The 26,892-nt window shown below is 47.4% G+C and carries 9 protein-coding genes and 3 rRNA genes; 10 read left to right on the forward strand and 2 right to left on the reverse strand.

Going from position 1 to position 26,892, the window contains the following annotated elements:
* Window positions 1-18 precede the first annotated feature (18 nt).
* From MKY35_RS11960 to MKY35_RS11990, 7 genes are all read left to right on the forward strand, one after another.
* On the forward strand, window positions 19-9,381 hold the full coding sequence (locus MKY35_RS11960) for an amino acid adenylation domain-containing protein (RefSeq protein ID WP_342446477.1): 9,363 nt from the start codon (window positions 19-21) through the stop codon (window positions 9,379-9,381).
* 12 nt (window positions 9,382-9,393) lie between these two features.
* Window positions 9,394-10,647: an MFS transporter gene (locus tag MKY35_RS11965; protein WP_342446478.1), complete on the forward strand. Its 1,254-nt coding sequence runs from the start codon at window positions 9,394-9,396 to the stop codon at window positions 10,645-10,647.
* A gap of 654 nt (window positions 10,648-11,301) precedes the next feature.
* Window positions 11,302-12,857: ribosomal RNA gene (locus MKY35_RS11970) — 16S ribosomal RNA — on the forward strand.
* Window positions 12,858-13,261: 404 nt separating this feature from the next.
* Window positions 13,262-16,210, forward strand: a 23S ribosomal RNA gene (locus MKY35_RS11975).
* Between the two features lie 152 nt (window positions 16,211-16,362).
* Window positions 16,363-16,479, forward strand: a 5S ribosomal RNA gene (gene rrf, locus MKY35_RS11980).
* The 16S, 23S and 5S rRNA genes sit together here, the layout of an rRNA operon.
* A gap of 279 nt (window positions 16,480-16,758) precedes the next feature.
* Window positions 16,759-17,610: an alpha/beta hydrolase gene (locus MKY35_RS11985; protein WP_342446479.1), complete on the forward strand. Its 852-nt coding sequence runs from the start codon at window positions 16,759-16,761 to the stop codon at window positions 17,608-17,610.
* A 272-nt stretch (window positions 17,611-17,882) separates the two neighbouring features.
* Window positions 17,883-18,605, forward strand: coding sequence for a YjjG family noncanonical pyrimidine nucleotidase (locus MKY35_RS11990; RefSeq protein ID WP_342446480.1), 723 nt, complete (start codon window positions 17,883-17,885; stop codon window positions 18,603-18,605).
* A gap of 297 nt (window positions 18,606-18,902) precedes the next feature.
* On the opposite strand, the gene MKY35_RS11995 is transcribed toward MKY35_RS11990, so the two are convergent.
* Together MKY35_RS11995 and MKY35_RS12000 are read right to left on the reverse strand one after the other, a co-directional pair.
* A complete protein-coding gene (locus MKY35_RS11995; protein ID WP_342446481.1) occupies window positions 18,903-21,179 on the reverse strand; it encodes an alpha-galactosidase in 2,277 nt (758 codons plus the stop codon).
* 84 nt (window positions 21,180-21,263) lie between these two features.
* A complete protein-coding gene (locus tag MKY35_RS12000) occupies window positions 21,264-22,250 on the reverse strand; it encodes a LacI family DNA-binding transcriptional regulator (protein ID WP_342446482.1) in 987 nt (328 codons plus the stop codon).
* A 177-nt stretch (window positions 22,251-22,427) separates the two neighbouring features.
* Between MKY35_RS12000 and MKY35_RS12005 the strand changes: the two genes are divergently transcribed.
* The 3 genes from MKY35_RS12005 to MKY35_RS12015 all read left to right on the forward strand — a co-directional run bounded on the left by MKY35_RS12005 (window position 22,428) and on the right by MKY35_RS12015 (window position 26,836).
* Entirely contained in the window at window positions 22,428-24,236 is a 1,809-nt protein-coding gene (locus tag MKY35_RS12005) for a histidine kinase (protein ID WP_342446483.1), read from the forward strand.
* Complete coding sequence (locus MKY35_RS12010; RefSeq protein ID WP_039274978.1) at window positions 24,229-25,335, forward strand: response regulator; 1,107 nt, start codon at window positions 24,229-24,231, stop codon at window positions 25,333-25,335. Before MKY35_RS12005 ends, MKY35_RS12010 begins: the two co-directional genes overlap by 8 nt.
* Window positions 25,336-25,534: 199 nt before the next feature.
* Window positions 25,535-26,836: an extracellular solute-binding protein gene (locus MKY35_RS12015; RefSeq protein ID WP_342446484.1), complete on the forward strand. Its 1,302-nt coding sequence runs from the start codon at window positions 25,535-25,537 to the stop codon at window positions 26,834-26,836.
* Window positions 26,837-26,892: the final 56 nt, after the last annotated feature.

A 26,892-nucleotide genomic window follows, 5' to 3' on the forward strand; every position in this document is an offset into this window, starting at 1 on the left:
GATTGAGGGGGAAATCCGATGAGTAAAAGGCTTGAAATCGAAAAAGTGGCCAATTTAACGCCTTTGCAGGAGGGGATGCTCTTTCATACAGTGATGGAGCCGGAATCACAGGCGTACTATGAGCAAGTACGAATGATCATCCGGGGTGAACTGAACCTGGAGGCTCTGCAAAAGAGCTTCGAGACTCTGGTGCAGCGTCACGAAACGCTTCGTTCGAATATTTATCATAAAAGTGCTTCCCGTTCGCGGCTCATCGTGTTTAAGGAGCGAAATCCAACGCTTCGTTATGAGAATCTGACGAATATTCCCGAGGCAGAGCAAGCAGAGGCCATTCGCAGCTACGCAGACGCAGACCGAAACCATCGTTACGATCTGAGCAAGGATTTGCTCATTCGTCTGGCTGTGCTTCAAACCCAAACGAACGCATATACGCTGCTTTTAAGCTTTCATCATATTATTATGGACGGCTGGTGCCTCGGCATCGTTATGGACGAGCTGTTCGCGGCTTATGAAGCACTGAAAGCGGGGAAGCCCGTACAACTGCCGACACCGCAGCCCTATACTGGCTATGCCCGCTGGCTGGATAAGCAGGATAAGGAGGCGGCGAAGGAATACTGGCGGTCCATCCTGAACGACTATGATCAGCCAGCTGTGCTGCCTACCCTACCTGTAGCCCATCCGCTCCAGCCAGATACCGGGTACTTGCTGCATGAGCATAAAATAACACTTACGGATGAAACAACCCGTCAATTACGGACGGTGGCTGAACGCAACGGAACAACCCTTAGCAGTCTGTTTCTGGCTGCATGGGGAGTGGTGCTTGGAGGATACAACCAAAGTGAAGACGTCGTCTTCGGCACCGTTGTTTCCGGTCGACCGCCGGAGCTTGAAGGTGTTGAACAGATGTTGGGACTTTTCATTAACACCATACCGGTACGAATCAAATTGGATGCAGATCTGCCATTCTCAGGTCTGCTTCGCGAAGTGCAGCGCAGCGCGATTCAATCACGGGCATATGACTATTTTTCACTCGCTGAAATACAGTCCCAGTCAGCACTCAAGCAGCAACTCATGGACCATTTTGTTGTATTTGAAAACTACCCGCTGCAGGATATGGTTGGCCGGCCTGATCTGAAGGAACGACTTGGATTCGTCGTGGAGGACGCTCAGCTGTCCGAAGAAACACCTTACCACTTCAACATCGAAGTGGAGGACGGAAAAGCGTTGAGCTTTATGCTGTCCTACAACAACTATGTCTACAGCGATGAAGCGATGACACGATTAGCTGGGCATTTGGAGCATGTACTCGTCCAAATTGCACGTACACCAGAACTCCTGCTGCGGAACATTCGTCTGCTGACCGCTACAGAAGAGATGGAACTCACCAATGTATGGAGCGGGCCGATTACCGACTATCCTGCTGGAACGTTTCATGGAATATTTGAGGCGCAGGCAGAACGTATCCCGGAACAGACCGCCGTCATCTACGAAGACACCGCACTTACCTATCATGAGCTGAATGAGAAGGCTAATCTGCTTGCTCAAGCACTGCAAAACCGTGGGGGCAAGCGTGAGCATCTCGTCGCCGTGATGCTTGAGCGTTCAGCAGACATGATTATCGCTGTGTTAGGGATTATGAAGGCGGGAGCTGCCTACGTACCTGTCGATCCGACCTACCCGAAAGAAAGAATTGCTTACATGCTTCAGGACAGCGGAGCTACGATTATGCTCACGCAGTCTTCCTTGACTGAACTATTAGCCGATGTGGATTTTGCGGGGGAAGTGCTGGACTTGCCAGCGTTACTTCAACAGGCTTCACAAGCAGAGCATTCCCATCAACAAGCGCCTATCTACGCACCTATTCATGATCCCGAGGCTTTGGCCTACGTCATTTACACATCGGGAACGACGGGCAACGCCAAAGGCGTGATGATCGAGCATCGCCATTACGTAAATACGGCGTGGGGCTATAGAGATGCTCACCAGTTAAAAGAGTTTCCCGTCAAGCTCCTTCAGATTGCCAGTATGTCGTTCGATGTCTTTGCCGGTGATCTGGCCAAGACATTCGTGAACGGAGGCACCATGGTCATTTGCCCACAGGATGTGCGCAACGATCCTCCAGCTTTGGCCCAGGTTCTCGAACAGCACGAAATTACGACGTTTGAAGTTCCACCAGCCTTGTTGACGCTGCTTATGGACTACGTATATGAACACGATACAGATGTCAGCGCCATGAAGCTGCTTACTACAGGCGCGGACAGCTTTGGCGTTGAAAACTATCGGACGCTTTTGAATCGCTTCGGCGATACGATGCGCATCATGAATACCTACGGTGTAACCGAAGCGGCTATTGATTCCAGCTTTTATGAAGAAACAGCTGAACGTTTGCCTCCATCAGGTATCGTCCCGATTGGAAAGGCACTGCCGAATCATAAAGTATATATCGTGGATGAGGCTTTTCGTCCGCTCCCTGTCGGCGTAGCCGGGGAGTTGTGTTTGGGCGGCGCTTCTGTGGCCCGCGGTTATTTGAACCGTCCCGACCTGACGGCGGAGAAATTTGTACCGAATCCTTTTGTAAAGGGAGAGCGTCTGTACCGCACCGGAGATCTGGCACGCTGGCTGCCGGATGGCAACATTGATTTCATCGGTCGGATTGACTTTCAGGTGAAAATTCGTGGCTACCGGATCGAACCTGGTGAAATTGAGTCGGCCTTACTCCAATTGGATGAGGTACGCCAAGCGGTGGTCACGGATAGAACGGATAAAACCGGACAAAAGTATTTGTGCGCCTACGTAGCAGGTACAACCGACAAATCCCTTCTGCGGACAGAGCTTGCCAAGCAGTTGCCAAGCTATATGGTGCCCGCACATATTATCGTGCTGGATCAATTACCTTTGACCCATAACGGTAAAATTGATCGACGTGCGCTTCCAGAACCCGAAGATTTTGTGTTGACCGACGTCGAGTATGAAGCGCCGCAGAGCGAACTGGAGCAAACACTCGCTTCCATCTGGGAGGAAGTCATTGGCGTTAAGCCGATTGGTCTGCGCAACAACTTTTTCGAGCTTGGTGGCGATTCGATCAAAGCGTTGCAAATCGCAGCCCGATTAAACGCGAAGGGCCTCAAAATGGACATGAAGGATTTGTTCCGCCATCCGCAGATTGATTTGATTGCTCCTTATATAAAAAAAGTAATTCGGACCATCCCGCAGGGGGCGGTACAAGGTACAGTGGAGTTGACACCGATCCAATGGGGATTTTTTGAGCATCATCGAACAGAACGTCATCATTACAGTCAGGCTGTCATGCTCCAGAACCCCGAAAGATGGAACGAAACCTGGCTGCGAAGCGCCGTGGACAAGCTGACCACGCACCATGATGCCTTGCGCATTACCTTTGATGAACGTGAAAAAGAACCTGTCGCCTATAACAGAGGCACAGCCGAAGGTGAACACTTTACATTGGAAAGCTACGATTTTTCACATGCTGACCAGCCTGAGGAAGAAATCGCGCAGCTCACTGACGCGTTACAAAGCAGTTTTAATTTGCGTAACGGCCCGCTTGTGCGTTTGGCTTTAATACGGCTACAGGAATCCGATCATTTGTTAATCGTCATTCATCATCTTGTCGTAGACAGTGTGTCGTGGAGAATCCTGCTGGAAGACTTGGAAACAACCTACCAACAGTTAGCTAACGGTGAAAAGCTACAGTTACCCGCCAAGACCGATTCCTACAAAGAATGGGCAGCACGTCTGTCCAAGTATGCACAAAGCGCACTGGCGCGTCAGGAAATCAGCTATTGGAATACGGTAGAAGCTCGTGAAATACTTCCGCTGCCAAAAGATCATGAGGTTCCAGATAGCCTGATCCGTGACGTGCGCAAATCTGAAGTGACACTCAGCCGGGAAGAAAGCGAAAACCTGCTAAAACATGCGCACCATGCTTACAATACAGAAACAAATGATATTTTACTGACGGCGCTAGGACTGGCTTACCGGGAATGGAGCGGACATGCTGAAATTGTAGTCCAGGTGGAAAGTCATAGCAGGACGGAATTGATTAAAGACATTGACGTATCCCGTACAGTTGGCAGGTTTACGTTCGTGTATCCGTTTGTGGTAAATGTGAGCAAACCCGAAGATTTGGCCCATCAAATCAAGCTGGTTAAGGACAATTTGCGACGCGTACCCAACAAGGGTTTCGGCTATGGCATTTTACGCTACTTGACCGACAGGGAGCAGCAGAATAGGGCAACCTTTTTTTCTGCCAAGCCACCTGAGATAAGCTTTAGCTTTGACGGAGAAGCCAGAGAAGGTACGACATGGCGTACCTCGCCACTATCCACGTTTGCCGGTACTGAAATCAACCCTCTGACTAAAAAAGCGCCCAGCTTTGATATTCATGGTGCGGTGGCTGACGAAAGACTCCGCATTGTATTCGAATACAACGCACGTGAATATGAAGCATCGACGGTGGAGCGACTTACAGCCAGCTTTAAGAATCATCTGATCGAACTTATTCGCCATTGCTGTGCCAAGGATACAGCAGAACAAAGCCCGACGGATTTTACATATGGGCAATTGTCTCTGGACCAGTTTGAAAATATTGCAAATCGCTTGTCAAATAAGCTGTTAAACCACCAAGTGAAAATTAAAGACCTCTATCCGCTATCCCCGATGCAGGAGGGAATGCTATTTCATTCCATACTTGATGAAGAGTCAGAGGCTTATTTCGAACAAACGATTATTACTATTCATGAAGCTATGGATACCAACCTAATCAGCCGAAGCTTACAAAAGCTGATTGACCGATATGATATTTTCCGTACGGTATTCATGTATAAGGAGGCGGATCGTCCGCTTCAGGTTGTACTGGAGGAACGATTAGCTGCTCCTGTCCATACCGAAGATGTGCGTAGTTTACCGGATGCGGAAAAGCACAGACGACTTCAAGCCATTTTACAGGAAGAGCGGCAGAGAGGTTTTGATCTGGAAAAGGAGGTTCTCATCCGGTTAGCGCTTGTACAGTGGGATGAGGACACCTCAAAGCTCATCTGGATCTCTCATCATATTATTATGGACGGCTGGTGCCTGAGGGCGGTAGCCAAAGATTTTTTTGATATTTACACATCGCTTCGGGACGATACTCCTTTAAAATTAGAGCCTGTCCAGCCATTTAGCAGCTTTATTCAGTGGTTGGAAAGACAAAATAAAGAGGAAGCAGCAGCATACTGGAAACAATATGTGGCTGATTTTGAAAATGAAACTGTCGTGCCCGGCTATACTCAATCCGTCGATCCTTCATTTCAGGTAGAGCAACTCATATGCACATGGGGAGAGCAGCTGACCCAAGGCATGGAAGAAATCGCCAAGCAAAACCGTGTCACCGTCAGCACCTTATTTCAAACCGTTTGGGGCTTATTACTACAAACGTACAACAACAGTAAGGACGTCATTTTCGGGTCTGTTGTGTCGGGCAGACCTGATGAAATCCCCGGTATTGAAAATATGGTCGGATTATTCATTAATACCATACCCGTACGTATTAAAAGCTCCGCTGAACTGCGGTTTTCCGACTTGCTTACGTCTATACAGGATTCCTTAATGGAGTCCAATCGGTATTCCTATTTTTCCTTGGCTGATATTCAAGCCCATAGTGTACTAAAACAAAACCTGATCCAGCATATTGTCGCCTTTGAAAACTTTCCCGTTTCGGAAGAACTTACTGGATTAGAAAAAAAAACCAAAGCACTCCGTGTTGGTGAAGTAGAGGATATTGAACAGACGAATTATGATTTGAATGTAATCGTCATGCCTGGGCGCGAGCTGGAAATCAAATTTAGCTATAACGCGCTGACGTATAACAAAAATGCGATCAGACAATTGGCTGCTCACCTCATCCAAATGATGGAGCAAGTTATTCAAAACCCAAATATCCGGGTTTCGGAGATTGATCTATTGACAGCGGAGGAAAAACAGCAGCTCTTATTTGATTTTAACGATACACGGAGACCGTATCCATCGGACCACACCATACATCACGGATTTGAAGAACAGGCAGAGAAAACACCGGATGCAGTAGCTATTGTATTTGAAAATCGTGAGCTAACCTACCGCGAATTAAATAAAAAAGCTAATCAACTGGCCTCGAAGCTGCGAAAACTGGGGGTTGCGCCGGATACCATCGTAGGCATTTTGACTGAACGTTCACCAGAAATGATTATCGGTATTCTTGGTATTTTGAAGGCGGGTGGAGCCTACTTGCCACTGGAGCCTTCTTATCCGCAGGAACGGATTATGTTTATGCTTCAGGATAGCGGTAGCGAAATTCTGTTAACCCTATCTGACAAGGGTAAACAGATGAACACTTTCGATTTTTCCGGTACGGTTCTGGATCTGGCCGACATCAGCTCCTACGACTCCGAGGACTTCATTTTTTCCGAATCGACAACGGCAGACGATCTGGCCTATGTCATGTATACATCTGGCTCAACTGGACGTCCCAAAGGTGTCATGATTGAACATCGGAATGTCATACGGCTGGTGAAGAACACCAATTACGTACCATTTGCCGAGAACGAACGCATTTTGCTGACCGGGGCGCTCGTGTTCGATGCCTGTACCTTTGAAATTTGGGGAGCATTGCTGAACGGATTGCGTTTGTACATTGTACCGGAATCCGTAATCTTGGATGCTGTTCAGCTTGGTGAAGCGCTGGATCGATATCATATTACAACGATGTGGCTGACATCGCCCTTGTTTAACCAACTCACACAGCATAAACCAGATCTCTTTGCTTCGCTAAAGCACTTGCTGGTGGGCGGGGATGTGCTTTTACCTGGGATCATTAATACGGTTAGAGCACATTCTCCGGGACTGAACGTTATCAACGCCTATGGCCCCACAGAAAACACAACATTCTCTACTTATTTCCCGATTGATAAGGAATATAACCGCATTCCTATTGGTCGCCCAATTGGCAATTCAACTGTTTATATTTTGGACTCTTCAAGCAGGCTGCTGCCTATTGGTGCTCAAGGGGAAATTTGTGTTGGTGGGGATGGTCTGGCGCGCGGCTATCTAAACAGGGATGATCTGACCCAGCTAAATTTTGTCCCTAATCCATTCATTCCGGGCGAAAAAATATATCGGACAGGTGATTTGGGCAGATGGCTACCGGACGGCAATCTGGAGTATCTCGGACGGATAGACCAGCAGGTTAAAATCCGCGGATATCGTATTGAACCCGGCGAAATTGAAACCCAGCTCATGAAACATGATGCAGTTCGGGAGGCGCACGTAGCGGTAAAAGGCACGAAGGATGGTCAAAAAACGCTCTGTGCTTATATCTCAACCGACGTACCGCTATCCAAGAGTGATATGAAGACCCATTTGACTGGCCAGTTGCCGGATTATATGATTCCTGCCCAGTATGTGTTCCTGCCGGTGTTTCCCCTGACAACGAACGGTAAAATCGACCGCCAAGCATTGCCTGAGCCAGAAATGACCAGCGGTTCGGATATGGAATACGTTGCTCCAAGAAATGAAGTGGAACAACAGTTGGCGAACCTGTGGCAAGCGGTGCTTGGCGTTGAAAAGGTCGGCATTGACGACGGCTTTTTCGAGCTTGGAGGTCATTCATTGAAGGCCATTCAACTGGTATCGAAAGTACAGGAATCGAACATTCCGCTGGATATACATCAATTGCTTCAATATCAGACGATAAGAAGTTTGTCTGATCTTTTACAACGTGTTGAAGAGGGCGGAGTGAACGCGGATACGCTCATTGCGAAAGCTCAGGAGGTTGAGCGGGCTATTACAGAAGCGTTTGGTGTACAGGTCTTTCTTCAGACCGTTTCCACCGATAAGCAAAACTATTTGTTCCTGCAAGTGGAGCCTTTTCACGTAGAACAAGTTCAGGCAATCTCAGAATTTATCCAATCTCATATCCATCCAGACCTGCACCCGCATTATATCGTCCGCTGGGGAACCGACGAACCAGATAGAATTCTCGGAGCTATACCGACAAACGAAGAACAAGAAACCTTACTTAAACAACAGGCCGATGTAAGGCTTGCCAGCATTGCTGAGTTAAATACTGAGTGGAATACCAATATACTAAGTCTGAATGCTATTGGGCGCTATCCGCTTGCACCAGCTCAGCATTACCATTTGCAACATTTTACAGGCTCGGGTATGGCTGTGCAGTTAGATAGCTACTTGAACACCGAGCGTTTGACCGTAACGATTCAGCGGCTTATTGAACGCCATGAATTGCTAAGAAGCGTACTTGTTCAATCATCCGGAGCATGGGAATGGGAGTTGCGTCCAGTTCCAGAGCATCTTTTTTTACCGACTGCTGATCTCTCCGGTCAGCCGGTACAAGCACAACGCAGGCTTCTTTCTTCCATTGCTTCTAACCTATTTTTAGAACCTTATAAACTTACACAGTCGCTGCAGTACCGGATCGTCCTGATTCGCTTAAATTTGCGGGAACATCTGCTATTGCTCCCTTGCTCGCACATCATTTTTGATGCTACGAGCAGCGACATCCTGCGCAGACAACTCCTTGATGAATATCATCGTCCGCAGCAGAGGGCACATGCGACAGAAGAGGTGCAATACCGGGAATATGTAAACCATATTCGCCAAGGCCCTCAAGGAATCGGGGATCAGGAAATCAGCGAGCAATTCAAACTCCAGACGTTTGGTGAGAATAATGATCGTATCCATGTGCTGACCGAAGAACGCAACTATGCGGACACTACCAGATATCGTTGGGAGCTGAATTTAAGCGACATTTCAGAGCAGCACGGCGCTGCGAATATGTGGGATATTTCGCTTCAAATGGCTGTACGTTTTTTTAGCAGCTATTTCCAACTCTCTGATGTTCCGCTTTGGATTACTAATTATGGAAGACAATATGGCGACCGAAACTATTTTGGAACCGTAGGCGAGTGTATTGATCATATACCCGTTGTGCTGCAGGAAGATGACACTGAATCCTATGAAAAGAGTATCCATACCCACCTGGGCTTTGCTTCACGCTATCATTTGAACTTTTTCAATCTGATCTTCAATGCTGAAATGGAGAAAGCTTACCCGATATCTAGCAGCATTTTGATAAAAGGACTTGAACAGCTGCCTATCGTATTCAACTATTTGGGTGAGGGACGAGAGGATGCAGAATTGCTCGACAATCTGCATACCGAAGGCACAAAGGCCAATGTCAACAAGGTTATTTTCTTTGAGTCAGAGCATGTGGGGGATATTCTGAAAATCTCACTTACCATTCCATATCATGAGAACGACCAGTATATCCATCAAATCTTCCAGACTGCTAGTGACAGGCTCTTGAATGCTTTGACCATTTTGCAGTAAGGAGATGAAGATGTGAATCCATTGTTTAAGGATAGCCGTTTTATCCGATTTTTTGCATCTCGTACTCTTGCCAATATCGCAGACAGCATTTATTCTATCGTCCTGCTGTATTTTGTTCAGCAATCGACACAGTCGGTGGCGATGACCAGCTTCACGTATACGGCCGTATCTGCGGCGTCGATTTTCAGCTTTCTCGTGGGTCCTTTGGTGGACCGTTATTCACCGCCTTTGTTAGCCAGTATCGCCTTGTTTACACAGGCTGTGCTAATTTTGGCCGTCCCGTTTCTCATTCAGGACGGGATGGTCAATCTGGTCGCTATCCTTGTTATTGTATTCATTGCATCCTGCTTCTCCACACTGTTTTATCCGGCCAATAGTAAAATGCTGCCGCAATTGATAGGCTCGCCGGATTTGATTGTCCGGGCGAATTCCATGATTTCGTCGACGGATCAGGTTATCAATATTGTCGGATATCTGGCTGGAGCCTCGCTCATCATCGCAATGGGGATGAAAAATACGTTTTTTCTAGCCGGCGCGATGCTGTTTCTGGCAGGCTTTGTATATGTCAGGCTCAACAAGCAAATTGATGCTCCTCCGGTGGAAGACACGAACGGAAGGAGTTCGCTAAAGCTCGTGTACTATTTAAACGAATTGAGAGAAGGGTATCTTTTTGTAAAACGGCACACCTTCCTGAGAATTATGCTTCCGTTCTTTGCGCTGACAAACTTTTCGATGGCGATCTTGGTCATTGCCATGCCTTCTATCGCAGTATCCTATGGCTCGCCGATCTATTACAGCTTGCTGTATGTAGCCTACTTTATTGGTATTTTCATCGGTTCCTTTCTGGTCAGTGTATTGAAAAAGAACGGCATTACCATCGCGGTTTCCTGGGTAGCCATGGGACTGGCAATCTATGTCTTTTCCCTTGTGCCCGAGATGTGGATGAAGCTGCTGGCAGCTCTGTTATTAGGCATTTTTACTGGCATCATCAATGTGCTGCAAACGTCTTTGATTCAAATTATTACACCGCTGCCGTTACTGGGACGTGTTACAGCCTTTTTAAACACCTTGTCGAATGCGGCTCTGCCATTAGGGGCCTTGATTGGAGGGGCGCTAGCTTTACGGTTTTCTCTGAGTGAGGTTCTTTTTTTCAGTGGACTGATTACTGTACTATGCGGATTGATTATGTTTCTGGTTAAGGATATCCGCCAGTATCAGATTCCTTCTGGAGAGATTGGAAGAGTTGCCCCTTCCCACAATTCATAAGCCATGCATGCCAATGCCAGGTTCTCATCATAGAACCTGGCATTTTTAGTATGTCTGGCCTCGCCATGATAAGGCTTTATCATAGACAAAGGTAAAACTATCGTTACATTTGGACACCAAAGGAGATACAAGATGGCTGAGCCTTTAAAAAAATATATACACAGTGAATTTTCTTCGCTCTTTCGGTGAAAGAAGTATAAACAGCTTATAGCTCGTTTGATACCCAGGGATTTATTCTTCAAATCATGGACGAGACGTGGGATGGGCTGGAGCTAAAAGAACGAATAAATCGGTATAATTTACATGTAGTATTCAGCAAACCTAAATGATATATTATTTATCCAGCCGTAAGATAGGCTGTGATGTAATGGTTCAAAAATTCAAAAGATCGTCCATGAGTTATTATTTACCAGTAGTATGAATCACCAAAGTATGATATATTAATTGTCCGGCCCAAGAAAAGCCGAATGAGAAAATTGATCTTTGAAAACTGAACAACGAGTGAGTACGGATTTTGTTCACAAAATCCAACGCTGAAATTTTGGTACATGCCTTCCAGGCTGTATAAAATGGAAGCAAACAAGAGATATTTTTTATCTCGTCAGTTTCAACATGAGCATATCGCTCTTTCTATAAACCAACTTCGGTTGGTCTTTAATGGAGAGTTTGATCCTGGCTCAGGACGAACGCTGGCGGCGTGCCTAATACATGCAAGTCGAGCGGGGTTGTTTAGAAGCTTGCTTCTACACAACCTAGCGGCGGACGGGTGAGTAACACGTAGGCAACCTGCCCACAAGACAGGGATAACTACCGGAAACGGTAGCTAATACCCGATACATCCTTTTCCTGCATGGGCGAAGGAGGAAAGACGGAGCAATCTGTCACTTGTGGATGGGCCTGCGGCGCATTAGCTAGTTGGTGGGGTAAAGGCCTACCAAGGCGACGATGCGTAGCCGACCTGAGAGGGTGATCGGCCACACTGGGACTGAGACACGGCCCAGACTCCTACGGGAGGCAGCAGTAGGGAATCTTCCGCAATGGGCGAAAGCCTGACGGAGCAACGCCGCGTGAGTGATGAAGGTTTTCGGATCGTAAAGCTCTGTTGCCAGGGAAGAACGTCTTGTAGAGTAACTGCTACAAGAGTGACGGTACCTGAGAAGAAAGCCCCGGCTAACTACGTGCCAGCAGCCGCGGTAATACGTAGGGGGCAAGCGTTGTCCGGAATTATTGGGCGTAAAGCGCGCGCAGGCGGCTCTTTAAGTCTGGTGTTTAATCCCGAGGCTCAACTTCGGGTCGCACTGGAAACTGGGGAGCTTGAGTGCAGAAGAGGAGAGTGGAATTCCACGTGTAGCGGTGAAATGCGTAGAGATGTGGAGGAACACCAGTGGCGAAGGCGACTCTCTGGGCTGTAACTGACGCTGAGGCGCGAAAGCGTGGGGAGCAAACAGGATTAGATACCCTGGTAGTCCACGCCGTAAACGATGAATGCTAGGTGTTAGGGGTTTCGATACCCTTGGTGCCGAAGTTAACACATTAAGCATTCCGCCTGGGGAGTACGGTCGCAAGACTGAAACTCAAAGGAATTGACGGGGACCCGCACAAGCAGTGGAGTATGTGGTTTAATTCGAAGCAACGCGAAGAACCTTACCAGGTCTTGACATCCCTCTGACCGGTCTAGAGATAGACCTTTCCTTCGGGACAGAGGAGACAGGTGGTGCATGGTTGTCGTCAGCTCGTGTCGTGAGATGTTGGGTTAAGTCCCGCAACGAGCGCAACCCTTATGCTTAGTTGCCAGCAGGTCAAGCTGGGCACTCTAAGCAGACTGCCGGTGACAAACCGGAGGAAGGTGGGGATGACGTCAAATCATCATGCCCCTTATGACCTGGGCTACACACGTACTACAATGGCCGGTACAACGGGAAGCGAAGCCGCGAGGTGGAGCCAATCCTAGAAAAGCCGGTCTCAGTTCGGATTGTAGGCTGCAACTCGCCTACATGAAGTCGGAATTGCTAGTAATCGCGGATCAGCATGCCGCGGTGAATACGTTCCCGGGTCTTGTACACACCGCCCGTCACACCACGAGAGTTTACAACACCCGAAGTCGGTGGGGTAACCCGCAAGGGAGCCAGCCGCCGAAGGTGGGGTAGATGATTGGGGTGAAGTCGTAACAAGGTAGCCGTATCGGAAGGTGCGGCTGGATCACCTCCTTTCTATGGAGAATCGTTTCCTGCGATGGAAACATTCAAATTAGCAGGTACATGTACCTGCGACCGGATATTCAATTCGGTTCATCACAATCGTGTGAATGAAATGAATATCCTGAACTTACTCACTCGTTGCTCAGTTTTGAGAGCTCAAACTCTCAACATACTGCATGAATATTATCCACTCGGTTGAGATGGACCGATATTCACACAGGCTACAGTTTCGATGAAACTGTATTGCACCTTGAAAACTGGATACCGAAACGAAATTGCGTTTTAGAATATTCCTTTAAGCTGATCTTGTGTAAACAAGTGAAATAAGGGTAGCAGGTAAGGAAAGATCTTTTGCTTTTGGCAAAAATCATTTTTTATCGAACATTGACATTTTCTTTCCAAGAAAGAAAAGTCTAGGTTAAGCTACAAAGAGCACACGGAGGATGCCTAGGCGCCAGGAGCCGACGAAGGACGTGGCGAACAACGATAAGGCCTCGGGGAGCTGTAAGCAAGCTTTGATCCGGGGATGTCCGAATGGGGAAACCCGGCTGTCTTCATCGACAGTCACTACTCACTGAATTCATAGGTGAGTGAGAGGCAGACCAGGGGAACTGAAACATCTAAGTACCCTGAGGAAGAGAAAACAATAGTGATTCCGTCAGTAGCGGCGAGCGAACGCGGATTAGCCCAAACCAAGGAGCTTGCTCCTTGGGGTTGTGGGACGTCTCACATGGAGTTACAAAGGAACCGGTTAGACGAAGAGGTCTGGAAAGGCCCGCCAGAGAAGGTAAAAGCCCTGTAGTTCAAAACCCGTTCTCTCCGAGACGGATCCCGAGTAGTGCGGGGCACGTGAAACCCCGTATGAATCCGGCAGGACCATCTGCCAAGGCTAAATACTCCCTGGCGACCGATAGTGAAGCAGTACCGTGAGGGAAAGGTGAAAAGCACCCCGGAAGGGGAGTGAAATAGATCCTGAAACCGTGTGCTTACAAGAAGTCAGAGCCCTATGATATTTTCCTTTGGAAAAATCACGGGTGATGGCGTGCCTTTTGTAGAATGAACCGGCGAGTTACGTTCCCGTGCAAGGTTAAGGTGAAGAGCTGAAGCCGCAGCGAAAGCGAGTCTGAATAGGGCGAATGAGTACGTGGACGTAGACCCGAAACCGGGTGATCTACCCCTGTCCAGGGTGAAGGTGCGGTAACACGCACTGGAGGCCCGAACCCACGCATGTTGAAAAATGCGGGGATGAGGTGGGGGTAGCGGAGAAATTCCAATCGAACCCGGAGATAGCTGGTTCTCCCCGAAATAGCTTTAGGGCTAGCCTCGGAAAGAAGAATCGTGGAGGTAGAGCACTGATTGGGTGCGGGGCCCGCAAGGGTTACCAAGCTCAGTCAAACTCCGAATGCCATAGATTTAGTTCCGGGAGTCAGACAGTGAGTGCTAAGATCCATTGTCGAAAGGGAAACAGCCCAGACCATCAGCTAAGGTCCCCAAGTGTGTGTTAAGTGGGAAAGGATGTGGAGTTGCACAGACAACCAGGATGTTGGCTTAGAAGCAGCCACCATTGAAAGAGTGCGTAATAGCTCACTGGTCGAGTGACTCTGCGCCGAAAATGTAACGGGGCTAAACACACCACCGAAGCTATGGCTTGATGCATTGCATCAGGGGTAGGGGAGCGTTGAATGCGGGTTGAAGGTGTACCGTAAGGAGCGCTGGACTGCATTCAAGTGAGAATGCCGGTATGAGTAACGAAAAGATCTGTGAGAATCAGATCCGCCGAAAGCCTAAGGGTTCCTGAGGAAGGTTCGTCCGCTCAGGGTAAGTCGGGACCTAAGGCGAGGCCGATAGGCGTAGTCGAAGGACAACAGGTCGAAATTCCTGTACCACCGTAATCCGTTATGAGCGATGGGGTGACGCAGTAGGGTAGTGACGCGGACGGATGGATGTCCGTCTAAGCAGTGAGGCTGGTGTGTAGGCAAATCCGCACATCGTTAAGGCTGGGCTGTGATGGGGAGCGAAAATTGTAGTAGCGAAGGTCATGATCTCAGACTGCCAAGAAAAGCCTCTAGCCAGGAGAAGGTGCCCGTACCGCAAACCGACACAGGTAGGCGAGAAGAGAATTCTAAGGCGCGCGGAAGAACTCTCGTTAAGGAACTCGGCAAAATGACCCCGTAACTTCGGGAGAAGGGGTGCCTCGGTAGGGTGAATAGCCCGAGGGGGCCGCAGTGAAAAGGCCCAAGCGACTGTTTAGCAAAAACACAGGTCTGTGCGAAGCCGCAAGGCGAAGTATACGGGCTGACGCCTGCCCGGTGCTGGAAGGTTAAGGGGAGTGGTAAGCCCTTCGGGGCGAAGCTATGAACCGAAGCCCCAGTAAACGGCGGCCGTAACTATAACGGTCCTAAGGTAGCGAAATTCCTTGTCAGGTAAATTCTGACCCGCACGAATGGCGTAACGACTTGGGCGCTGTCTCAACGAGAGATCCGGTGAAATTTTAATACCTGTGAAGATGCAGGTTACCCGCGACAAGACGGAAAGACCCCATGGAGCTTTACTGCAGCTTGATATTGAATTTGGGTACGATCTGTACAGGATAGGTGGGAGCCGTAGAACTTTGAGCGCCAGCTTGAAGGGAGGCATCCTTGGGATACCACCCTGATCGTATCTAGGTTCTAACTTGGTACCGTGAACCGGTGCGAGGACAGTGTCAGGTGGGCAGTTTGACTGGGGCGGTCGCCTCCTAAAGAGTAACGGAGGCGCCCCAAGGTTCCCTCAGAATGGTTGGAAATCATTCGAAGAGTGCAAAGGCAGAAGGGAGCTTGACTGCGAGACCTACAAGTCGAGCAGGGACGAAAGTCGGGCTTAGTGATCCGGTGGTACCGCATGGAAGGGCCATCGCTCAACGGATAAAAGCTACCCTGGGGATAACAGGCTTATCTCCCCCAAGAGTCCACATCGACGGGGAGGTTTGGCACCTCGATGTCGGCTCATCGCATCCTGGGGCTGAAGTAGGTCCCAAGGGTTGGGCTGTTCGCCCATTAAAGCGGTACGCGAGCTGGGTTCAGAACGTCGTGAGACAGTTCGGTCCCTATCTGTCGTGGGCGTAGGAAATTTGAGAGGAGCTGTCCTTAGTACGAGAGGACCGGGATGGACGTACCGCTGGTGTACCAGTTGTTCCGCCAGGAGCACCGCTGGGTAGCTATGTACGGAAGGGATAAGCGCTGAAAGCATCTAAGCGTGAAGCCCCCCTCAAGATGAGATTTCCCAGTAAGTAAGACCCCTTGAAGACGACGAGGTAGATAGGTTGGGGGTGGAAGTGCAGTAATGCATGGAGCTGACCAATACTAATCGGTCGAGGGCTTATCCTAAAGATAAAACGCAAATGAGTTTCGGATCCAGTTTTCAGGGTGTAACCTTGAAGGTATGTACAAGAGACATACGACAAGCGCATGGCTATTCATTCACACGATAGGTGATGAAGCGAATAACCGTACGGTAGAATTTGCATAGCAAATTCATGTTTGGTGGCGATAGCGGAGGGGTTCCACACGTACCCATCCCGAACACGACCGTTAAGCCCTCCAGCGCCGATGGTACTTGGACCGCAGGGTCCTGGGAGAGTAGGACGTCGCCAAGCACGATAAAAGTATGACCTCTATATAAAAAACCGCGATAATCGCGGTTTTTTTGTTTCCAAAAAGATGTGTTTGTCAAAAATCTTGTATGAATGCCATAAGTCAAGACAAGTAAGACAAAAGTAAACCCGTTTTGTTTTTGAAAAAACCATGTTAAACTTTTCTCATAAAAATAAATGTACTTTCTGAGGTGAGTTGAAGTGTTGGAACGTTCTATGGAGAATACAAGGGAATTACACAAAGGAAAGGGAGTGATTTGAAAAAAGAAAAGGTGATTATAAATGAGCACTTATCAAACAGTTATTAGTGATGGATTTGAGCTGAAATATGCTATAAGAGGTAACGGAAGGCCGATATTGGTGATCGGCAGCAGTGTATATTATCCTCGTTTATTTTCAGACCATTTATATAAAAAGTTTCAGTTTATTTTTCTGGATCATCGAGGATTTGCAAAACCGACTCGAGCTTTAAAACCAGAAGACTATACTTTGGATAAAGTTATTAATGATATAGAAACAGCAAGACAATGCCTTCATCTAAATGAATTTATCATATTAGGACATTCCGGGCATGCCTTTATAGCTTTGGAATATGCTAAACAATACCCGGATTATGTTCAAAAAGTGGTGCTATTAAATTCAGCACCTACGAACAGCCAAGAAAGACAGCGGCAAAGCTCTTCATTCTTTTATGAAACGGCCAGCCCAGAAAGAAAGGAACGTTTTGAAAAGGACATTGTTTTATTAGAGGAAGATATCAAAAGAGACCCAGATAGAAGATTTGTTCACATGTGTATACGAATGGGAGCCCAAACCTTTTATGATTATGCTTACGATGCGGCTTATATGTGGAAGGATGTATACACGAATATGCCTATCATTGATTATTTATGGGGAGAAGCTTTCGGTAACATGAATTTAATACAATCCTTGGCGGATATCCATAAACCTGTATATATTGGTTTGGGAAGGTATGATTTTTTGGTTGCGCCAGTTTCTTTATGGGATAGGGTCGATGACACCTACGAGAACGTGAAAAAAGTGATTTTTGAATATAGTGGGCATAACCCAATGTTTGAAGAACCTCATTGTTTTGATCAAACATTAGCTAAATGGATGAATGAAGATCACTAGGATTTTTGCTAAATCATCTCTTAGATGCTCAGAAGCCCGTAAAATGAGAATCACCTTCATTTTACGGGCATTCTTATTGAGCGTTATTTACCTTTTGCACCGATGACAAAATACTATGACTTTGTTATTAGTGACTTGACGGTTTAACTAGGTTCTGTATAATAACCGAAAGGTAATAATGTATTGTTAGTTTTTCGTTGTGCTACTATCAGAAACAATCTAAGACTCATGGAACTGAACAATAGTCGTAAAGCAATGATATGGAGGTCGTTATGAAATACGAAATTATTATATTTGATGTCGATGACACGCTGTTTGATTTTAAAAAGGCAGAGAGTTATGCGCTACATAATACGTTTACCCAATTTGGCTTGCCACAAGGGGCCACGGAGTATAAAGCTAGTTATGATGAAATCAACAGCGTATTGTGGCGAGAGGCAGAGGAAGGACTTATTACCTCAGCGCAACTGCGTGTGGAGCGGTTTAAGCGATTATTTACTTTTCATGATCTAGATTTTAATCCAGATGCTTTTAGTGCTGCATATTTACGTTATTTGGGTGAAGGTGCTTTTTTAATGGACGGAGCGGTTGAATTATGTGATATGCTGTCTGATTGTCGCTTGGCGATCATTACGAATGGAATCAAAGAGGTGCAAACCTCCAGAATTCAGCTTTCACCGCTGCGTGATGTATTTGAACAGATAATTATTTCAGAGGAAGTGGGTTGCCAAAAGCCACAAGCTGGTATTTTCGATTACGCATTTACTAAGCTAGACATTTCAGATAAGAGTAAGGTTCTCATGGTTGGTGATTCTTTGACCTCCGATATTCAAGGAGGCAACAAATACGGAATTGATACCTGTTGGTTCAACCCTGCTGGGAAAACAAACGCGTCTGGCATTCAACCTACTTATGAAATAAAAAGCCTGATGGAGTTATCGAATCGTGTGCTTTCAAAGCGTCCCATCCTGAATCGTACATCGGCGGAAATCTAGATGAATGAGAAATTGGAAATCAGGATGAATAATGTCGAAATCAGAAGACGGAAGTTAAAGACACCGAAAAGTTGAATGAATTGTTTAGAGTTGTGATTACAGACACGTTCACTTAAGAAGGCATTGGTCATATGCTGGAAGATATAGAGGACGAAATTGAGACTAAGCGAGCGTATTTGGTAAGTGACATGGATAGTCACGGTTAGCAACACGGGCACCAAAGTGATTAAACAAGGCAGGCCGGAAAATCGGTCTGCCTTGTTTTGATTTTTTTATCGTCACTGGCCGGATTCACAATTAGTAGGAAATAGCTTTAAGGCGGAAAGTAGAGCTGGTGAAGTCTCCAGAGAGATCCGAGACAACAAGCCCAATTTTCATTAGGCGGTCGCCTCCAAAAATTTCGCCATCAAATGCTACGCGGAAGGGGGAACCGCCATCTTCCACTAAGGTATTACCCGTATGGACTGCAGTGCTGCCTGTCGCCCCGTGTTCGATTATATACTTTTTATCTGGGTCAAGCCCTTTTAGAGTTAGTCGCCGGATGGGCCCATTTGGTTCAGCAAGTACGCGGAAGTAAGCGACAAACGCTTCGGATTGGTCCTCGCTAACAAACATCCAGGCCGTGTCGCCTCGGCCTTCAAACGGACTAAGAAGTCGATACATATCTCCCTGCTGTACGAGGGAACGAATTTCCTTATACTGAGCGATCTGTTTGGCAGCGAGTTCTTTTTCTTCATTCGTAAATGCAGTAAGGTCAAGTTCGTAGCCAAAATTCCCGCTCATTGCCACGTCGCCACGTATGGCGAGGGAGGTGTTTCGTCCCACCTGGTGGTTCGGCACGTTCGATACGTGGGCCCCCATGGTACTGGCCGGGTACACGATGCTTGTTCCATACTGGATAGCCAATCTTTCAATGGCATCGGTATCATCACTGGTCCATGTCTGCGGCATATAGTAGAGCATTCCGGGATCAAATCGCCCACCGCCTCCAGAACAGCTTTCGAACAAGATGTCCGGGAACTGGGAGGTCAGACGTTCCAACAGATCGTAAAGTCCGAGCATATAACGGTGCGCAGTTTCCTTTTGTCGTTCGCTAGGGGCTGTAGCCGAAGCAATCTCCGTCATGTTACGGTTCATGTCCCACTTGACATAAGTGATTGGAGCGATCGAAAATACGGAGCTAAGCGTCTCGTACAAGTAGTCGCATACTTCCTTGCGGGAGAGATCGAGCACCAGTTGGGATCGGCCTTCCGTCCGCCGCCGACCTTCCGCATGCAGGCACCAGTCGGGATGGTTGCGGTACAGTTCACTATCAGGTGATACCATTTCCGGCTCAACCCACAAACCAAACTGTAATCCTTGTTCATTAACCCGTTTGGCCAGGTCAGTAAGACCGCCGGGCAACTTGTGGCGGTCTTCGAACCAGTCCCCAAGCGAACTGTTGTCGTTGTCTCGCTTACCAAACCAACCGTCATCAAGAACAAACAGCTCAATTCCAAGAGGCCCCGCTTCTTTGGCAATCGCCTCGATTTTATCGGCGTCGAAGTCGAAATATGTGGCTTCCCAATTGTTCACGAGAATCGGACGTTCTTTGTCACGGTAAGCCCCTCGGCACAGACGTGTGCGATAGAGTCGGTGATAGGTGCGTGACATGCCCCCAAGACCTTCTTCGGAAAAGACCAATACGGCTTCAGGAGTCTGGAATGACTGACCCGGCTCAAGCCGCCAGGAGAAGTCAAAGGGATTGATTCCGATACTTACACGAGTCTGATTGAACTGCTCTACTTCCGCCTGTGCGACGAAGTTGCTGCTGTAGATTAGACTGAAACCGTACACATCCCCACGATCTTCAGTCACATCAGGCCGAAGCAGTGCCAGAAAGGGATTCATTTGGTGACTGCTGGAGCCCCGTCTACTCTCGAGCCGAATGGAGCCAGGTCCGAGGTCGCGGCGTTGGATATGTCTTTCCCGAACCCAGGCTCCAGGTAAGTAGAGGGCTTGGTAGTTGGAATCGGCGAAGTCGACAGAGGCGCTCATGGCGTGTTCAATATTCATGGTAGCGCTTCCCTTTTGTTCAAAAAGAGTAGATCTAGCAATGGCACTGTGGTCCGCAAATACAGTATAGAGCAGTGTAGTCTTAAGCCCCGAGTATTGATCCTCAAGGATCAAATAGAGGGTTGTGGCTTCATCATCCGATTCGGCATAGACGGAAGGAAGTCCCTCGAGCTTGGGTTTACCCGGTTCAATACGGTAACCACTATATTTTAGCTCAGTAGTTCGAGTTCCGTCCGCAAGTGCAACCTGGTAAGCCGGTTGACGAAAGTCGCTTGTTCCATACTGGGGGTATTCCTGAGGAAGCGTGTCCAAAGAAATTATACGACTGGAAGAAACGGGAGTGGGAGAGAAGGAGCAACGCTCCCTAAGTTCCAATATACTTGCGAGACTTTGGTCATGATGAAGTTGAGCTCCCCAATAGACATGTGCGGGATATCCTTCTACTAGCTGGATAATATAGCTGCAATCCTTGGACTGCAAATGAAACAAACCAAGCGCTTCGTTAACATGAATGTTCATGATATTCACTCCTCAGGGGTTATCATATTGATTGTTTTACGAAAGGATATTAATCAATGACAATAAGACTCTCAAGTACTAATTTTAGCCTTTTTTGCATGAGCTTTCTCGAATGACAAGCTTAGTCCCGATCACGCTATACGCAGGTGGTTCACGCCCCTCAAACCGTTCAGAGAGCAGTTGCACGGCAGTCTTTCCCATCTGTTCGGGATAGGCACGGATAGTGGTTAGCGGAGGCTGCACGAAGGCTGCCATCTCAATGTCGTCGAAGCCAACAACAGCCATATCCTCTGGTACCTTGACTCCAAGTCCATGAAGGGCGCGGAGGGCACCAATAGCGAGCGGATCGCTTGCGACGAAGCAGGCTGTCGGTCGTTCCTGTTGGGCTAGGAGTTCGTTCATCATGAGATAACCATCCGCGGTACTCCAGGAACCTATACGGACGAATTGAGGATTGTACAACCCTTGTTCCCGCATGAATCGTTCAAAATAATGCGCCCTTCGCTCACCGTCGCTCTTACCGCCGATAAATCCGATTTGTCGGTGGCCAAGCTCAAGTAGATGTCCGAGTGCCTGATCAACAGCTTGCCTGAAATGAAGTCGTACAGAATCATACTCCAGCTGTTCATGGTACTGGTCGACAAGGACAATGGTGTTCTTGTCAGGATGAAGCTTGAATACCTCTTCAGGATCAACGCCGCCCACAACAATCAGACCGTCCGCCTTTTGCAGGGTGCCGATGGATGAGCGGCCTCGCAAGGTCTGGCCCAACGTCAGGCCAAGCTCTTCACAGCGCAGTTCGATTCCACGGCGGATCGAAGCGTAATACGGATCGTCTCTTTCCTCCTCAATAGAACACCACAGCAGGAGGGAGACCGTTTTCCCGGCACGTTCCGTATTCTGCTTTAATTGCCTCAGCCGGGTAGGCTTATACCCGAGTTGCTCGGCAACCCCAAAAATTCTGTTTTTGGTGTCTGAGCTTACGGACAGTGACAGATCGTTATTTAAAACCCTTGAAACGGTTGCGGCAGACACACCCGCTTCGCGGGCGATGTCTTTAATAGTTGCCAAAAGAGCTCACACCTTTTTAGTTAATAATTTTACTAAAAATCGACTTTATCCTAACACATCTCTAAAGTACTTTCAAGATGGACGGTTGAATTTTTTAAACTTTATTTTTGATCTACTACTGTAGAGATTGTTTGTGTTAACATGATGAATATTCTCTTGATGACGGAGGGGTTCTAGTTGAATATTCTGTCACTAGCTCGTAAGTGGTTTGGTCGACTTCGTTTTAAAAGCAAGGTTATAACGGTATTTCTTCCGCTAATTATTATTTCTCTGCTTATTCTTGGACTGTTGTCCAACCAACTTTTCAGCCGTTCTTTGATAGATCAAACCACCAGCAATGTGGTCGATGAGTCTCAGCTTATCTTGTCTAGGACCGATTACATTTTCAGGAGTGTGGAAACGGCGGCCAATATTATGGTCACAAATATTAACCGGATGTACGATTCAAACGGCGCCAAACCTGATACTGCCATGGAGCCTATCCAATTTAGAAACTTGATGCAGAGCCGACTATCCATTGATTTGTCAATCTTTCGTGAGGCGGATGCCGCTGTATTCATTGATAACGAAGGGACAATTTTCGCCTCTTATACTGAAAGCGGGAATGATTACAAGATCTATAGCATGCTTAAGAGGGTAAGGGAATCTGAAAGTTATGGACAGGCCCTCTGGTTTGATATGGAGAAGAGGGATTTCCTAACACCAGATCCGAGCTCTCCCGTTTTGACGCTGGGGAAGACGGTCATTAATATAGACACCGGCGAACCTTATGGAACGCTTTTTCTGTTAGTGAAGGAAGAAGGTTTGTCCGATTACTTTCGTTCCAGCGATCCAGATGCGCCTAAATCTTATTATTTTTTAGATAACGAAATGCGCGTGGCTGTGGCAGAAGACAATGAGATGCTGATGAATCCGGTGAATCAGCAGTTGGGTGAGGCCATCCAACGTTGTGCCCCTAATGCATCCCATGGAACGTGCTCATTCGAGTATGAGGGCAACCTGATAACGGTCACTGATTATAACCGGATGGAATGGAAGTTGGTCAATATTGTTTCTCTTAGCCTGCTTACAGCTGATGTCCGGCAAAATGTTAGATTGTCGCTATTAATCGGCGTGTTATGTCTTGTTTTTTCCTGGCTGGGTGCTAGCTTTCTGTCCAGAATGGTCGTTAGTCCTCTCGAACAATTGACTAAGGCCATGCGAAAAGTAGTAACTGGTGATTTGCAACCTGTTGCGACAGTCCGTACTGAAGATGAAATCGGTACCATTGCGGAAGCGTTTAACTTTATGGTAAGACGGGTTCGGGAACTGCTGGATGAGGTAAGGCAGGAACAGAACCGTAAGCGTGAATATGAGCTTGCACTGATAAGCGCCCAAATTAAACCGCATTTTCTGTACAACACTTTGGATACCATTTATGCACTCAATGAGTTAGATCGTAATGAGGAGGCTAGAGATACTACAAAAGCGCTGGCAGATTTTTATCGAATGGTGCTGAACAAGGGACGGGAACTAATCACTTTAGAAAAGGAAGCTCAGATTACTGATGATTACCTGACGATTCTGCAAATCCGTTATCCCGATGTGTTTCGCTATGAAGTGGATATTCCTCCCGAGTTTGAAGGTACACCGATCCCGAAGCTCTCGCTTCAGCCGCTTGTCGAGAATTCGATTTACCATGGCCTTAAGAAGAAAGGAACAAAAGGTTTTATCCGCATTTTTGCCTTTAGACAGGGCGATAAGGTGGTCGTTAGAGTGGAGGACAACGGTGTGGGGATGAACGAAATACAGGTTCAGACCATTATGTCCAGACATTTGCCGGAAGAAGGAATACGATCAATCGGCACCTACAGCGTTCAGCAGCGGCTGAGCCTGTATTTTGGCGAGGAGTATGGGATATCCGTGCAAAGTGTGCTCACGAAGGGAACAACTGTTGACCTGTCGCTGCCGATGCTGACAAAGGGGAGTGAACACCAAAATGTATAAAGTGATGATTGTCGATGATGAACCGCTGTTCCGAGACTTTCTGCGTATGAAGATAGATTGGGAAATTCATGGTTTTCGGGTTTGCTGCGAAGCCAGGAACGGACAGGAAGCACTTCAGGAAGCCGAGCGGCATCAGCCACATCTCGCCCTCGTAGATATCAATATGCCCTTCATTGACGGAATTGAATTAGCCAAGAGGTTGAAAGTCAAGTTCGAACGCATCGTTATTGTATTCATATCTGGACATAACGAATTTGAATACCTACAGAAGGCGGTTCGAACCGGAGTACAGGATTATTTGTTGAAGCCGTTCAATGCAGAAGAAATGCTCTCGATGTTGGAACGAATTAAGCCGAAGCTACCGGTGCTTCCACAGGAGAGCGAAAGTGCAGAGTTAAGGGGACAGGGCGGCGAAGTGTTGCATAGCAGAGCAGGTATGCCTGATTTGGGCCATCTACGCGATGCGGTTGTGCTTGACCTCCGAATGAAAGACAGTGAAACGCTAGAGGAGGTCCGCAAGGCAATCCGTCAGCTTAGTAAATATAAATGGGGAGACGAATACGCAGATGCGATGCTTATGGGAATCGTATCTTTAGCCCTTTCCTTTGCTAGTGAACGAGGCATTCCTTATGACCAGCTATGGGAAAACGGAGGAGACAAGTCTCCATATGAACGGCTGCGGGAGTTAGATTCCTGGGAGGCTGCTGAAGGTTGGATGCTCGCCCTATACCGCAAGCTGATCCAGCTGATGGAGAATATGCGTCCTACGAAGGCTTCCAATTTATTTGCGGCGGCGATCAATTATATTGAGGAACATTATGCAGACGCAGAGCTGTCTGCTGAGCAGGTGTCGTGCGGAGTATTCGTCGATCCCAGCTACCTGCGCCGCGTATTTCGCAAGGAGTCTGGCTTTTCCATAGTGGATCACATTACACACATCCGAATGAAGAAGGCTAAAGAGCTTTTGCTGAAAGGAAATCGGAAGCTGTCAGAAATCGCTGAAAGTGTTGGATACAGTGACCCTAATTATTTTGGCAAATGCTTCAAGAAACGCTTTGGCATGACACCGACTGAATATGAGCAACTCAAAAAAAGGTAGCGCCTGTCCTGCGAGGCAGGACAACTTCGATTTAAGCCTGGCGGTTTTCCTATATACGGGGAACCGCTGCTCTATTTGTCCCGTTTTTTACTGGTTATGCCCGTTTTATTCCTTAATCAAGAATAGAAGCGGCAGTATACTGTAGTCATGCAAATGAAAGCGTAAACATAAAACACACTGCATGAGGGAGATTAAGCAAATGAAAAAAACTTACAAAAGTTGGAGTGCAGCTTTGCTAGTGCTCACTATGTCGATTGGATTGGTTGCTTGTGGGGAAGATAACTCGACCTCTTCCAAGAGCGAGGCAGGGGACGGTACGATCAAATTAAAGGTGTATGCACAACATTTTGATGACGATACCATAAAGCCGTTCGATTATGCGGTGGAAGAGCTTAAAAAGAAGATGCCAAACGTAGAAATTGAACTGGATCCTGCCGTACAGGACGGAGGACAGAAGCTTAAAACCTATGCGGCAACGGGCAATATGCCGGATGTCTATTTAGCGGATTGGGCTGTCCTGCAAACTTTCGCAAAATCGAAAAATGTTGAGGTGCTGGACAGCTATGACACAACGGCCGAATTCAAGAAGAATCTTAACCCGGGTGTTGAATCGCGTTTGATTGCTCCAGACAACCATGTGTATGCTTATCCCGAAACCGGCATTGAATTCCAAATGATCTATTACAACAAGTCAATTTTCGAGAAGGTAGGAATTAAAACACCGCTTAAGACGATTGACCAGATGGCCGATGCAGCGAAAAAGTTGAAAGCTGCTGGTTACGTACCTATGTCAATCTTTGCCAAAGAAAAATGGATTACGACGGCTTTCTATAATGGGCTGGTTACAAGGGAGCAGCCGCGTGGGTTCGGAGCACTTGATGAGAAGGGTGTAAAAGCATTGCCGGAAGCATTCGTAACAGCGGCACAGCAGATGAAGCAACTGCAAACAGCCGGATTATTCGATGCAAACGCGACGAACACCAATTATGATCAGGCTTCGTCCCTGTTTTATCAGGGCAAAGCTGCCATGTTCGTGAATGGACAATGGGAAATTTACAGCTCACAGGAAAAGCTGGGCGACCAGGTCGACTGGATGTACTGGCCTGCAAAGGATGAAGCAACCTACGAGAAATCCAAATATTTCATTGACGGCTCAGGTTCTCCACAGGGCTACGCAGTATCATCAAGTAGCAAAAATAAGGAAACAGCCGTAAAGGTAGCGGCATTCCTTGCCACAAAGTCAGCCGAATACAGATACACTCAACTTGGAAGCCCAATTGTTTCGCAGAAAGTGGATAAGCCAATCGCCTCCAATGTTCCAGCAATGATGCAGCGAGTTGTCAAAGAGTTGCTGCCAAATGCGCAGGAATATGCTCAACTTCTGAGTAGTACAAAAATTCAGAACACTATTAATGACAATACTCAGAATTTGATGGTAGACAACTTTTCTGAAAACGATTTTGTGAACAATCTGAATAGCACATTGGATAAAGAAAACTGAGAATTCAGGAACTCGGCTGCCCTTGGCGGCATAAGTCGCTAGGGGATGCTGTTCCA

Origin of the sequence: Paenibacillus sp. FSL L8-0638 (assembly GCF_038593075.1) — a bacterium.
GTDB classification, from domain to species: Bacteria; Bacillota; Bacilli; order Paenibacillales; family Paenibacillaceae; genus Paenibacillus; species Paenibacillus polymyxa_D.

Bases quoted from the DNA above. Each gene is read 5' to 3' on its own strand.
- MKY35_RS11985 (WP_342446479.1), top strand. From the start codon at position 16,759: ATGAGCACTTATCAAACAGTTATTAGTGATGGATTTGAGCTGAAATAT.
- MKY35_RS12015 (WP_342446484.1), top strand. From the start codon at position 25,535: ATGAAAAAAACTTACAAAAGTTGGAGTGCAGCTTTGCTAGTGCTCACT.
- MKY35_RS11990 (WP_342446480.1), top strand. From the start codon at position 17,883: ATGAAATACGAAATTATTATATTTGATGTCGATGACACGCTGTTTGAT.
- MKY35_RS11960 (WP_342446477.1), top strand. From the start codon at position 19: ATGAGTAAAAGGCTTGAAATCGAAAAAGTGGCCAATTTAACGCCTTTG.
- MKY35_RS11995 (WP_342446481.1), bottom strand. From the start codon at position 21,179: ATGAACATTCATGTTAACGAAGCGCTTGGTTTGTTTCATTTGCAGTCC.
- MKY35_RS12010 (WP_039274978.1), top strand. From the start codon at position 24,229: ATGTATAAAGTGATGATTGTCGATGATGAACCGCTGTTCCGAGACTTT.